The organism is Actinoallomurus oryzae, from assembly GCF_039541955.1.
Classification (GTDB): Bacteria; Actinomycetota; Actinomycetes; order Streptosporangiales; family Streptosporangiaceae; genus Actinoallomurus; species Actinoallomurus oryzae.
This window is the reverse complement of record NZ_BAABHF010000046.1, coordinates 412,545-423,913: the sequence shown is the minus strand read 5'-3', so window position 1 is coordinate 423,913 and position 11,369 is coordinate 412,545. Positions and strand designations below refer to the sequence as shown.

The window sequence follows — 11,369 nt, the reverse complement described above, 5'->3', positions numbered from 1 at the left end:
GATCAGCCCTCCACGCTGATCGCGGCGACCGGGCAGGAACGCGCCGCCTCGCGGATCTCGCCGGGGTCGCCCTCCGTACGGAGAAGCACGGCCTTGCCGGTGACGTCGTCGATGTCGAAGGCGTCCGGTGCCGCGGCGACGCAGTTGGCGTAGCCCTGGCAGCGGGCCGGATCCACGGTGATCTTCATTGTCGTGCCTTTCATGCCAGGTCCAGGGCGATGTACTTCTCCTCCAGGAACTCCCGAATGCCCTCGGCGGCGCCCTCGCGTCCCAGGCCGCTCTGCTTGGCTCCCCCGAAGGGCGCGGCCGGGTCGGAGGCCACGCCGCGGTTGAGCGCGACCATGCCCGACTCCAGGCGTTCGGCCACGGCGATGCCCCGCGCGAGGTCCCCGGTGTAGACGTAGGAGATGAGCCCGAGCTCGGTGTCGTTGGCCCACGCGACGGGGTCGTCCTGCGGGCCGAAGGCGATGACGGGAGCGACCGGGCCGAAGATCTCCGACGCCGCGACGTCGTCGCCGTGCCGTACGCCCGACAGCACGGTGGCGGGGTAGAAGGCGCCGGGCCCGGGCGGGACGGTGCCGCCGACGCGGACCGTGGCGCCCTGCTCGACGGCGCGGACGACCCGCGCGGCGACCTTGTCGCGTTCGGCGACCGACACCAGGGAGCCGAGCGTGTTGCCCGGGTCGGTGCCGGGCCCGAGCGTGAGGGCGTCCATCGCGGCGGCGAACGCGCTCACGAACTCCTCGTGCACCGCCTCGGCGACGTAGAACCGGTTGGCGGCGGTGCAGGCGGCGCCCCCGTTGCGCATCTTGGCGACCATCGCGCCCGCGACCGCGGCCTCGACGTCGGCGTCCTCGAAGACGATGAACGGCGCGTTGCCGCCGAGCTCCATCGAGCAGCTCAGCACCTGGTCCGCCGCCTCGCGCAGGAGCACCCGGCCGACCTCGGTGGAGCCGGTGAAGGAGAGCTTGCGCACCGCCGGGTGGCGCAGCATGGCCCGTACGGCGGCGGCGGGCGGGTCCGGCACCACGACGTTCACGACGCCGGGCGGGACTCCCGCGCGTTCGAGCAGGTCGGCGAGGTAGAGCGCGGTAAGGGGCGTCTCGGCGGCCGGCTTGAGCACGACCGTGCACCCCGCGGCGAGGGCCGGGCCGATCTTGCGGGTGGCCATCGCGGCCGGGAAGTTCCACGGGGTGATCAGCACGCTCACGCCCATGGCCTGGTGCGTGACCAGGATGCGCTTGTCGCCGTTCGGCGCGGTGCGGAAGTCGCCGCCGACGCGTACGGCCTCCTCGGAGAACCAGCGGAAGAACTCGGCCGCGTAGTCCGCCTCGGACAGCGCGTCCGCCCACACCTTGCCGTTCTCGCGGACGATCAGTTCGGCGATCTGGTCGCGTTCGCGGACCATCAGTTCGAACGCGCCGCGCAGCACCTCGGCGCGGGCCCGGGGCGGTGTGGCGCGCCAGCCCGGCAGCGCCCCGGCGGCGGCCTCGACCGCTTCGAGGCAGTCGTCGGCGGTGGCGGAGGCGATCTCCGCGATGGTCTCGCCGGTCGCGGGATCGTCCACCCGGACGGTGGACCCGTCGCCCGACGGGCGCCGGCGTCCGCCGATGTAGGAGCCGGTGAACAGCTTCACGGTCAGTCCCCCTTGGTCGTGTCGCGGGTGGTCAGAAGGGCGGTGGCGTCCACAGACCGGGGTCCGGCCGGCCGACGAACGGCTCGGGACGCCGCACGCAGGCGGTGCCCCACTGGTCGGACTCCTCGGGGACGCGCTTCCAGACCCGGGGCACCCACGCCTCGAAGTCGGTGATCCGCTGCAGCGCGGTCGTGTACTCGGCGACGAAGCCGCTCTCGTCGCAGAAGTAGGCGAAGGTGTTGTCGCCGGGCCCGTGCCGCCCGGGGCCCCAGACCAGGTCGCCGCCGGCGCGCATCATCGACCCGGTCGCGCGCAGGTACTCGTCCAGGCCGCGGGTCTCGTACGCGACGTGGTTGAGCGAGACGTGCGGACCGTAGGCGAACGCGAGGCAGTGGTGGAAGTCCGTCGCGCTCTTGAGGAAGACCATGACGTCCTCCAGGTAGTCCGTCACGGCGAACCCGAGCGTGTCGGCGTACCAGCGGGTGATCGCGGGCAGGTCGGGGCTGTTGAGCACGACGTGCGACAGGCCGGTGGGCACGTGCTCGCGCTCGGCCACCTCGCGGGCCGTACGCTCGGCGACCCCGGCCCCGATCTCCAGCGTGCGCCCGTCGGGGTCGTGGAACCGCAGGCCGTAGCCGCCTCCCGCCGTGCCGAGGAGCGCGGGCCCCGAGACGATCGGGACGCCCCGGGCGATCAGGCGCTCGGCGTACCAGTCCACGTCGCGGGCGGCCGGCACGGCGAACGAGACGACGTCGACGCGGTCGTCGTCCGCCCTGCGCAGGCGCAGGGCGTACGGGTCGGTCGAGCCGGGCGCCGCGAGGTAGGAGACCCCGCTCTCGGCGTCCTCCTGCACCAGGCCCCACAGGTCCTGGTAGAAACCGGCCTGCCGGTCGAAGGCCCGCACGCCCAGCCCGACGTAACGGATGTGGGTGATCCTGCATTCGCTCATGTCTCTCCTCCGTTCGGGACATAGCCGAGGTCGTGGGCGTAGACGTCGGTGCGCCGGTCGCGTACCGGGTTGCCGACCGCGCGGTCGCGTGCCCGGGCCGGCTCCTCCAGGTCGATCCGGGCGAAGGCCAGGCCGTCGCCCTCGGCGCCCAGCGGGCCGGCCACCGCGAGCCCGTACGGGTCCGCGACGAGCGAGCGGCCGAGGAACGTGTGCGGTGCCTGCTCTCCCCACTGGTCGGCGCACACCACGGCGACCTGGTTGAGGTTGGCCTGGACGAGGACGCCGTCCACCTGCGGCACCCGGGCGCCGTGGCGTGCGTGGTCGAAGCCGCGGACCCACGCGGTCGGGACGGCCACCAGTTCGGCGCCGCGTACGGCGAGGATCCGCATCGCCTCGGGGAAGCGCAGGTCGTAGCAGATCAGGACGCCGACCCGCAGCCCGTCCACGGCGAACACCGGAAGGCCGCGGTCGCCGGGGGCGAACACGTCACGCTCGGCCCCGAAGAGGTGCAGCTTGCGGTAGACGCCCGCGATCGCGCCGGACCGGTCGATCACGGCGGCGGAGTTGAAGAGCCGGTCGCCGTCGCGTTCGGCGAACCCCGCGACGACGGTCACGCCGTGCCGGGCGGCCTCGGCCGACCAGGCCCGCAGGCAGGCCCCCGGCGCCGCGACGCTCTCCGCCAGATCCGCCAGCGCCGTACGGTCGAGCACGTATCCGGTGCTCAGCAGCTCGGGCAGGACCACGAGCCCGGCCCCCGCACGGGCCGCGGAGGCGATGGCCGCGGCTCCGGCCGCCGCGTTGGCGGCCGGGTCGAGCGGGGTGGCGGCGAGCTGGACGCCCGCCGCCCCCAGCGTGGTCACGACTTCGAGCAGGGCAGCTCCCGGCCGGCCACGGCGTCGACCACCTCGTTCTTGCCGAGGTCGGTGAAGGCCATGATCCGGCAGGGGCAGCCCTCGCCGCCCTCGATCTTCCACGGGAACGCGCCGATGACCACCCGCTGGTCCAGGACGGCGTCCAGGTCGCCGCCGACGTTCTCGGCGTGGATGCACCCGCCGGGGAACGCCAGGTAGTGCATGGGGAACAGGTCCTCCTTGACCTGCCGGCCCGACAGGTGGTGGACGTACTCGTACTCGCCGAAGTACTCCAGCGCCGACATCCCGACGTGCTCCTCGAACCGCTTGGTCAGGTCCGGGCGCATGTGGCGGATCGTGGTGTTGATCGGGTGGTCGCCGGAGCCGGCGTCAATGCCCCACCAGCGGATCTCCATGTCGAGCATCCACTTGGCCAGCTCGACGCCGCCGCCCGGGTGCATGCCGAAGTAGCGCACCAGGTCCTGCTTGGGCCCGCCCGTGTAGTACTGGTGGAAGCCGGTGTGGATGATGATGATGTCGCCCTTTTTCACCTCGACCTTCGAGGTGATGTGCTCGGGCTTGATCACGTCCCAGTCGCCGACCTGGTCGGAGACGTCCACGACGACACCCTCGTGGAGCAGCTTGTCGAGGGGCAGCGAGGCCATGTCGGCGCCGCCGTCGGCGGCGTGCATCGGCCCGTCCAGGTGCGTCCCGGTGTGCAGCGAGGTCTCGATGCGCTGGGAGACGATGCGGTTCGTCTGCAGGGTCTGGGTGTAGTAGATCTTGCAGCCGGGGTAGCCGACCCAGCCGGGCGTGTGGATGCCCCACGGGTGGGTCAGGTCGACGACGTTCATCGAAATATCTCCTTGGGTGCTTCAGCGCATGACGCGCAGGCTCGCGACGGACGGGATCTCCCGTCCGCTCCGCCGCTCACGCGCCGCGTGGACGAGGTGCAGCGCCAGGACGAGGTCCTGCTCGACGCTGCCGATGGACTTGAAGAGGGACATGCCGGGGTCACCGGGCGACGCGTCCAGGTACGCCCCGAGCAGGACCGCGCCGGCCGGGTCCCAGCCGAGCTCCTTGGCCTCGACGCAGTCGCCGGACTCGTGGGCGGCGTCCGGGGTGTCGATGACGACCTCGCCCGCGGCGAGGAAGACCTCGCCCTTCGCCTCGCGGTGGACCGGCATCGTGGAGCCGATGAGCCCGAGCCACCCGACGCCACCGACCTGCTCGGCGGTGAGGAACGGCGTGTGGTGCGAGCTGGTGGCGACGTAGACCGCGTCGTGGTCGCGGGTGGCCTCCGGCGAGGTGCCGACGGCGGTGGCGTCCAGGCCGAGCTCGGCGCGGGCACGCTCGGCGAACCGGCGTCGGTTCGCCTCGGTCGGGCTGAACACGTCCACCGACGCGACGTTCAGCGCGCCGGCGAGCGCGCGCAGCCCCTCCCACGCCTCCTCCCCCGAGCCGACCACGCCCAGCCGTACGGGCCGGTCGCCGAGGCGGTGCCGGGCGGCGACCGCGGCGGTGGAGGACGTACGGAGCGAGGTGATGCGGCGTCCGTCGACGATGGCGATGGGCTCGCCGGTGGACTCGCGGAACAGGTGCACGTGGTACCGCACGTGGTCGCCGACCCGGTGGAACTGCTTGTAGCCGATGACGTCCAGCGAGGAGACGACGCCGACGAGGATGCGCGTCCACGCCTTCGGGCCGTTCACCTGCACCCGCCCGGTGACGACGGCGCCGGCGCGTGCGGCCTCCTCCGCGGCGCGCAGGCCCAGCTCCACCGACGCCAGCGCGTCCACGTCGCCGCCGTCCAGCAGCAGGACGGTCTCGGTCGCGGCGCTCACCGGGGGTTCCGTCCGGCGTAGAACAGCTCGTCGTCGTCGGCGGTGACCGGCAGCCCGGCGGCGACCGCGGCCGAACGCAGCGTGGCCATCTGCGCCGCGTTGACCCTCATGTGCGGCTGCCGGATCGGGCCGCCGTTGTAGCCCATCAGCCAGCCCTGGTACTTCCAGTGCATGCGCGGCACCAGGCCGCTGCCCGCCACCAGCGGCGTGCAGACGGCGGCGTTGGCCTTGCGGACCGGGTGCAGCCGCCAGTACAGCTCCATGCCCTCGTCCCAGGTGGCCTTGTCGGACAGCAGGCGCAGCATCCGCGGCACGGCCGGGCCCATGCACTCGTAGTTCGAGGTGCCCATGAACCGCATGCCGTAGTTCGCGATCCAGGCCGGCGCGTTGAACTCCAGCGGGTCGGTGACCACCACCCGGTCGCGCAGCGCCTCGAAGACCGCGGCGATGCCGCCGACGCCGGGGCCGCCCACCTCGTTCTTGATCGCGACGACGCCGGGGATCTCCTCCACCATGCGGGTCAGCAGCGAGAGCGGGAACCCGGCGGCGTGCAGCCGCCCGAAGTTCCACTGGTCCATCGCGAAGATGATCACGCCGAGGTCGGAGGCGTCCGCGACGGCCTTGGTGAAGTGGAAGACATCGTCGACCGACGGCGGGTTGAAGTACAGCGGGTAGGACGGCATCACCAGGTCCACGCCCGCGGTCGCCGCGTGCTCGACGGACGCGAGCGTGTCGGCGAGCGTCGGCTGCGACGCCTGGAGGATCGTGACGAGATCGTCGCCGGCCTCGTCCGCGACGATCTCCACGAACCGGCGCATCTCCTCCTGCGTGGTGCCGGACTCCGACACCAGCAGGACGGCGGACATGCCGTGTTCCTTCTCGATCCGCACGTCGTGCCGGATCGCCTCCTCGTTCAGGCCGGCGAGGTCGGCGGTGAACGTGGGCTGGACGCAGCCCGCGCACCCGGTGAGCGAGTCGAGCGCCCACTCGCGCGCCTCGCCCGGCGCGTACCTGGCCATCACTTGCTCTCCTTCTCTCCGGGTACTTCGGGGCCGAGCGGGGTCTCCAGGCCCTGCCCGACCGTCAGCGGATCGGACCAGGTCAGAGCCTCCAGGGCGAGCGCGTCGAGGCGGATGACGTACGCCTCGTTGCCCAGCGACCGGATCTCCAGCCGCTCGCCGTTGCGCGTCGCCACCTTCCGTACGGCGACGGCCGCGAACTCGTTCGCGACGATCAGGCCGTTCTCGTCGCTCACAGCAGGACCCTCGGCTGGGGGAAATCGATCACGGTCTGGTCGAGAACGGCGTGGCGGCGGGCCAGCAGGAGCCCCGCCGGGGTGCGCCGGAGCGTGTCGAACCGCTCGGCCGTGACGTACCGGGGCTGGTCGGACTGCCGGCGGCCCATGAGCAGGACGTTGGAGCGCACCAGCAACTCGTCCGGGTCACCGCTCTCGCGCGCCCGTACGTTGGTGACGAAGTGCCGGAACTGCGGCGGCGGGTTCTCGCCCCAGGCGAACTCGTGCATGTCCGCCTCCAGCCGCCGGAACCACAGGTGCCGGATCGACTCCTTGGACTCGTCCAGCAGCAGCGCCTCGGGGTCGTGGTGCGGGGCGAACGGGCTGTCCGGCGTGACGGGTACGGGCACCGTGTAGACGAAGTCGTCGGTGACGACGTCGAGCCACTCGGCGTACCGCCGGTCGTCGATCAGCTCGGCCTCCAGGGCGAGGAACAGCGCGGCCTCGGCCTGGACCTCAGGCGACGCAAGCGTTGTCTCGGTCATGCCATGAGCTCCTGCCAGCGGCCGTGGAAGGCGCGGATGGTCTTCTCGGTGCGGTCGCCGTCGGCGACGTCGCCCGGCCAGCCCGCCTCCTGCGGCGTCGGCGGGTGGTGCCGGCCACCGTCCAGCACGATCGGCAGGTCCGCGGCCACGTCGCCGGCGGCGGCCTCGGTGATGCCCACGAAGTTCTCGGTGTCGTCCACCTCGAACATCCCGGCCGGTCCGTTGGTGCGCAGGTACGCCAGGCGTGACAGGCGCAGCCACCCGGCGTCGGCGTGCCGCGGCTGGAGCAGGAACCACAGCTGCTCGGTCATCGCCGGGCCGAGCGGGTACCGCAGCGTGACGCGGATGTAGCGGGCGTGGTCGCCCTGCTTGTCGACGTTGGTCTTGAAGTTCTCCAGGAACGACATGTTGGGAAAGATCGATCCATGCCCGACCGACAGGCACGACTGCGCCTCGCGCTGCGGCTCGGACAGGTTGCGGTCGAACTCGTCCCACATCTCGCGCGGGTAGCCGAAGTAGGCGGGCGCGTCGACGGTGAGCGGCATCCGCTGGATCCGCATGGTGTGCCCGTTGCCGCAGTGGACGGTCCGCCCGGTGAAGCGCGGCCCGGCCACGGCCGCCATCCGCGCGAGGTCGTCCTGTGACGCGAACAGCCCGAGCTCGACCGCGCTCTGGTGGGTGACGAACGTGTGGTAGCCGTCGCCCGACAGGTTCTCCCCCTCGGGCTTCCAGTTGGCCCGCACCATCGTGCGTACGGGCGGGCCCACCACCTCCAGGCCCTGGTCGAACTTGCCGAAGACCGTGTGCAGGTACCAGCGCATGGGGCCGAGGTAGTCCTCCAGCGCCGGCGCGTCCGGGTCCCACGTGGCGAACACCAGGCCGTACACGGAGTCCACGCGCGCGGCCTGGAAGAGGCCGAGTTCGTTCTTGTCGATCCCGCCCTTCCCGTACACGTCGCGCTGGAAGGTGACCCCTCGCAGCTCGCCCGTGTTGGCGTACGTCCAGCCGTGGTAACTGCACCGGAAGTGCGACGTGTTGCCGCGGTCCGCCCGGCAGAGCGGCACACCGCGGTGCCGGCACGTGTTGAGCAGGACGCGCACCTGTCCGGTCTCGTCCCGCGTCACGATGACCGAGTCACGACCGATCCGGCGGGTCACGTAGTCGCCGGGCTCGGGGATCTCGCTGTCGTGCGCCACGAACTGCCAGCACGTCCTGAAGATCCGTGCCAGCTCCCGCTTGTGCACGTCCCCGTCGGCCCAGACGCGCCGCGGCACCGTGACGTCCCTGTCGACATCGGCCACCGGTTCACCTCCCTCGTCGAAGTGGCTGGTTGAGAGTATTTGTCTTCTGTAATACAAAAGTCAAGTAACCGGCACTGGTTCTGTATGACAGAGATTCACGGAGGAGCCGATGACCCACGGACGCGTCCCCTGGTACGACCCGGCGGCACTGGACCCCGAGCGCCGCGCCGTCCACGACGAGATCGCGGGCGGCCCACGGGCGGCGGGCCCGCAGGCGTTCCGCCTGACCGATGCGCGCGGGCGCCTGGAGGGGCCGTTCAACGCGATGCTGACCGCGCCGGGCGTCGGCGGACCGCTCCAGCGCCTCGGCTCGGCGATCCGGTACGCCACGGACCTGCCGGCGCGCTGGCGCGAGATCGCGATCCTGGAGGTCGCGGTCGCGCGGCGCAGCGACTTCGAGTGGTACGCCCACGAGCGCGTCGGCCGCGCCGCCGGGCTGACCGACGACGAGCTGTCCGCGCTGAGGTCCGGCACCGACGCCCCGGGACTCTCGGCCGCCGAGCGAACGGTCCGGTCCGTCTGCCGTGCGCTGCTGAGCCTTCGCGATCTGGACGACGAGCTGTACGCACGGGCGACCGCCGACCTGGGCACCGAACGCCTCTACGAGCTGCTCGTCCTGGTCGGCTACTACGACCTGCTGGCCCTGTCACTACGCACGTTCCGCACGCCCCTGCCCGCCGGCGAGCCGCCCGTCTTCGACCGACCGTGACGGGACCGCCCTTGAAAAGCAGCGTGCCGTTCGGTGCGGACACCGAACGGCACGCTGCTTCACGGGAGACTCGGACTACTCGGACTACTCGGGCTCAGGAGGGGCGCTGTCCCGGCCTGGCGACGACGCCCACCGCGGTCCGTAGCCGCTCGGTCTGCAAAGTCCCCTTCTTCACGAAGGTCTTCGGCTCGCCTTCCGACTCGAGTGTCTGGTCCCTGATCGTGATCACCCGGTCCCCCAGGAAGGCGTAGGTCTTCGGGTCGAGAAGCACTTCCTTGTGATCCACACCCGTCTCCAGTCCGACAGCGATCGCCGGCCGCCCGGCCGCGTCGACCCTGCCCTTGATCAGAGTCACCCGAGGAATCTTCTTGATCGCCTGGAAGACCGCCGCTTCTTCTCGGGGAGGCGGGACGGTCTGCGCCAAGATCTCGACCAGAGTGTCGTACGCCATCTCATAGCCGCCTGCGCGCCCGCCGACCTTCCGCAGCAGCGCGTCGGGGTCGGTGGGCAGGGGAGCATAGGAGAACGGGCGCTGTGGCTTCGTGCCCGCGGGTCCGACAGACAGCCTGCCGTTCGTGATGCCGGCGCTCTGTCTGCCGTCGGCCCGCCACCAGTTCTCCTCGACCTTGGTCTTGTACGGGCCGCCGGTAACCACTCCGCCTGGGCCCGTACCTGTGGTGTGCGACATCTTCGTGTAGATCCACTGATGGCTTCGCAGCGGCGTGAAGTGCCGGTGCTCGGCGGCCGTGGAGGCCCGGTCCAGGACGTTCGCCGCAAGAGCGACCGACCCGACCTGGCCGCCCGGGGGCGACGAGTGGGAATCCCGGCTCCCACCGGAGGTCCGCACGACGACCACGCCGGCCGCCACGACCGCCGCCAGCGCGCCGACGGCGACGAGTCCCACCCCCACCCTGGGCAGCCGGAACCCGCGGCGTGGCCGCACCGGCTCCGGGGGACGTCCCGCGGCCCTGGACATCAGAGCCGCCCGAGCCTGCATCCGCGCGGTGTGCGACGGCGTCTTGGGCTCGCCCCAAGCCTCGCGCAGGGTCTCCAGGTCATCCATCATGCGTCCTCTCCGATGGTCGTGGGGTCGATGCCGCCCAGCGCGGCGCGTATCTTCCTGCGGGCCCGATGCAGCCGCGATCGGGCCGTGCCGGAAGGGATGTCCAGCGCCCGCCCGGCCTCCTCCCCGGTCATCCCGGCCCAGGCGACGAGCAGCAGCACGTCCCGGTCACCCCGGGGAATCGCGGCCAGCGCCCGCGCGAGCCGCCCGCGGTTGGACTGGGCGTCGACGCGCCCCAGAGCCTGGTCCGCGGGCCCGTCGACCGTGCCGGGCGGGCCGACCCGGGTCAGGGCTCGGTAGTGGCGGGTCTCGGCTCGGTGGTGGCGGGAGATGAGGTTGGAGGCGATCCCGTACAGCCACGGCCTGGCGATCGAATGCGCCGCGTCGTAGCGGTCTCTCCGGTCGAAGGCGATCAGGAAGGTCTCCGCCGCCACGTCGTCGGCCAGACTCGGTCCGAGCCGCCGCTCGGCGTACCCGTACACCTCCGCGTAGTAACGATCGAAGATTTCGGCGAACCGCTCCGGTTCCCGCCCCGAAAGCCGGATGATCTCGGCATCGGTCGTCCCGGCTGTCGCGTCGCCGCGTTCCCCTGTAACCTCCGCCGTTCCTGGCTCCGGTCGTCTCATGGGGTCCTTCCTCGGGTGGGTGGTCACTCTCCCTTCGCCAATACGGTGAGAAGTGTTCGCGGACGTACCGGTGCCCTCAGCGAACCATCCGGATAGAGTCGCGCGATGCCTGAGCTGGAGCGGCTGCGTGCCGGACATGCCTCCGCGGTGCTGGCCTTCGAGCTGGCGAACCGCGCCTACTTCGCCGCCTCGATCTCCGACCGCGGCGATGATTTCTTCGACCGGTTCACCGACCGGTACGACGCCCTGCTGGCCGAGCAGGAGGCCGGCGTCGGCGCCTTCCATGTGCTCGTCGACGAGGACGGCTCGGTCCTGGGCCGGTTCAATCTGATCTTCGTGGACGACGGCACCGCCGAACTCGGCTACCGCGTCGCGCAGCACGTCACCGGCCGCGGCGTGGCGACCGCGACCGTACGGGAACTGTGCCGGCTCGCGGCGACGCGGCACGGGCTGCACACGCTCAGGGCGGCCACCGCGCACAGCAATCCAGCGTCCCAGAGGGTGCTGACCAAAGCCGGATTCGTCCCGATAGGCCCGGCCGACCCGGCACACCTCGGCGGCAAGCCGGGCACCTGGTACCAGCGCGATCTGGCAGTACAAGAGTGACCTTC

At 71.6% G+C, this 11,369-nt stretch carries 14 protein-coding genes; 2 read left to right on the top strand and 12 right to left on the bottom strand.

Annotated elements, in window-relative coordinates; translation table 11 throughout:
- Window positions 1–2 precede the first annotated feature (2 nt).
- Genes ABEA10_RS38315 through ABEA10_RS38270 form a run of 10 tightly spaced genes read right to left on the bottom strand, consistent with a single transcriptional unit; the run spans window position 3 to window position 8,360 of the window.
- On the bottom strand, window positions 3–203 hold the full coding sequence (locus ABEA10_RS38315) for a ferredoxin (protein ID WP_345472496.1): 201 nt from the start codon (window positions 201–203) through the stop codon (window positions 3–5).
- A complete protein-coding gene (locus ABEA10_RS38310) occupies window positions 200–1,636 on the bottom strand; it encodes an NAD-dependent succinate-semialdehyde dehydrogenase (protein ID WP_345472494.1) in 1,437 nt (478 codons plus the stop codon). The genes ABEA10_RS38315 and ABEA10_RS38310 overlap by 4 nt, the downstream gene beginning before the upstream one ends.
- A 31-nt stretch (window positions 1,637–1,667) precedes the next feature.
- Window positions 1,668–2,585, bottom strand: a complete 918-nt coding sequence (locus ABEA10_RS38305; protein WP_345472492.1) for a VOC family protein — start codon at window positions 2,583–2,585, stop codon at window positions 1,668–1,670.
- Complete coding sequence (locus ABEA10_RS38300; RefSeq protein WP_345472490.1) at window positions 2,582–3,445, bottom strand: nitrilase-related carbon-nitrogen hydrolase; 864 nt, start codon at window positions 3,443–3,445, stop codon at window positions 2,582–2,584. The genes ABEA10_RS38305 and ABEA10_RS38300 overlap by 4 nt, the downstream gene beginning before the upstream one ends.
- On the bottom strand, window positions 3,442–4,290 hold the full coding sequence (locus ABEA10_RS38295) for a cyclase family protein (RefSeq protein ID WP_345472489.1): 849 nt from the start codon (window positions 4,288–4,290) through the stop codon (window positions 3,442–3,444). Before ABEA10_RS38295 ends, ABEA10_RS38300 begins: the two co-directional genes overlap by 4 nt.
- 21 nt (window positions 4,291–4,311) lie before the next feature.
- Window positions 4,312–5,280 (bottom strand): hypothetical protein, encoded by a 969-nt coding sequence (locus tag ABEA10_RS38290; RefSeq protein ID WP_329244923.1) that lies wholly within the window; start codon window positions 5,278–5,280, stop codon window positions 4,312–4,314.
- On the bottom strand, window positions 5,277–6,299 hold the full coding sequence (locus ABEA10_RS38285) for a dihydrodipicolinate synthase family protein (RefSeq protein WP_345472486.1): 1,023 nt from the start codon (window positions 6,297–6,299) through the stop codon (window positions 5,277–5,279). Before ABEA10_RS38285 ends, ABEA10_RS38290 begins: the two co-directional genes overlap by 4 nt.
- A complete protein-coding gene (locus tag ABEA10_RS38280) occupies window positions 6,299–6,535 on the bottom strand; it encodes a hypothetical protein (RefSeq protein WP_329244928.1) in 237 nt (78 codons plus the stop codon). Before ABEA10_RS38280 ends, ABEA10_RS38285 begins: the two co-directional genes overlap by 1 nt.
- Window positions 6,532–7,059 carry an aromatic-ring-hydroxylating dioxygenase subunit beta gene (locus ABEA10_RS38275; RefSeq protein WP_329244931.1) on the bottom strand — a complete coding sequence of 176 codons (528 nt, stop codon included), beginning with the start codon at window positions 7,057–7,059 and terminating at the stop codon, window positions 6,532–6,534. The genes ABEA10_RS38280 and ABEA10_RS38275 overlap by 4 nt, the downstream gene beginning before the upstream one ends.
- On the bottom strand, window positions 7,056–8,360 hold the full coding sequence (locus ABEA10_RS38270; RefSeq protein ID WP_329244934.1) for an aromatic ring-hydroxylating oxygenase subunit alpha: 1,305 nt from the start codon (window positions 8,358–8,360) through the stop codon (window positions 7,056–7,058). Before ABEA10_RS38270 ends, ABEA10_RS38275 begins: the two co-directional genes overlap by 4 nt.
- Window positions 8,361–8,469: 109 nt before the next feature.
- On the opposite strand from ABEA10_RS38270, the gene ABEA10_RS38265 reads away from it, so the two are divergent.
- Window positions 8,470–9,069 carry a carboxymuconolactone decarboxylase family protein gene (locus tag ABEA10_RS38265; RefSeq protein WP_345472482.1) on the top strand — a complete coding sequence of 200 codons (600 nt, stop codon included), beginning with the start codon at window positions 8,470–8,472 and terminating at the stop codon, window positions 9,067–9,069.
- Between the two features lie 94 nt (window positions 9,070–9,163).
- On the opposite strand, the gene ABEA10_RS38260 is transcribed toward ABEA10_RS38265, so the two are convergent.
- The gene (locus ABEA10_RS38260) at window positions 9,164–10,132 is read right to left on the bottom strand and encodes a CU044_5270 family protein (RefSeq protein ID WP_345472481.1); all 969 of its coding nucleotides are present in this window, start codon (window positions 10,130–10,132) and stop codon (window positions 9,164–9,166) included.
- On the bottom strand, window positions 10,132–10,758 hold the full coding sequence (locus ABEA10_RS38255) for an RNA polymerase sigma factor (protein WP_345472479.1): 627 nt from the start codon (window positions 10,756–10,758) through the stop codon (window positions 10,132–10,134). Before ABEA10_RS38255 ends, ABEA10_RS38260 begins: the two co-directional genes overlap by 1 nt.
- A gap of 105 nt (window positions 10,759–10,863) precedes the next feature.
- Here ABEA10_RS38255 and ABEA10_RS38250 point away from each other — a divergent pair, with 105 nt between their 5' ends.
- Entirely contained in the window at window positions 10,864–11,364 is a 501-nt protein-coding gene (locus tag ABEA10_RS38250) for a GNAT family N-acetyltransferase (protein ID WP_345472477.1), read from the top strand.
- Window positions 11,365–11,369 lie beyond the last annotated feature (5 nt).

Bases quoted from the DNA above. Each gene is read 5' to 3' on its own strand.
- ABEA10_RS38255 (WP_345472479.1), bottom strand. From the start codon at position 10,758: ATGAGACGACCGGAGCCAGGAACGGCGGAGGTTACAGGGGAACGCGGC.
- ABEA10_RS38265 (WP_345472482.1), top strand. From the start codon at position 8,470: ATGACCCACGGACGCGTCCCCTGGTACGACCCGGCGGCACTGGACCCC.
- ABEA10_RS38315 (WP_345472496.1), bottom strand. From the start codon at position 203: ATGAAAGGCACGACAATGAAGATCACCGTGGATCCGGCCCGCTGCCAG.
- ABEA10_RS38275 (WP_329244931.1), bottom strand. From the start codon at position 7,059: ATGACCGAGACAACGCTTGCGTCGCCTGAGGTCCAGGCCGAGGCCGCG.
- ABEA10_RS38260 (WP_345472481.1), bottom strand. From the start codon at position 10,132: ATGGATGACCTGGAGACCCTGCGCGAGGCTTGGGGCGAGCCCAAGACG.
- ABEA10_RS38305 (WP_345472492.1), bottom strand. From the start codon at position 2,585: ATGAGCGAATGCAGGATCACCCACATCCGTTACGTCGGGCTGGGCGTG.
- ABEA10_RS38295 (WP_345472489.1), bottom strand. From the start codon at position 4,290: ATGAACGTCGTCGACCTGACCCACCCGTGGGGCATCCACACGCCCGGC.
- ABEA10_RS38285 (WP_345472486.1), bottom strand. From the start codon at position 6,299: ATGGCCAGGTACGCGCCGGGCGAGGCGCGCGAGTGGGCGCTCGACTCG.
- ABEA10_RS38250 (WP_345472477.1), top strand. From the start codon at position 10,864: ATGCCTGAGCTGGAGCGGCTGCGTGCCGGACATGCCTCCGCGGTGCTG.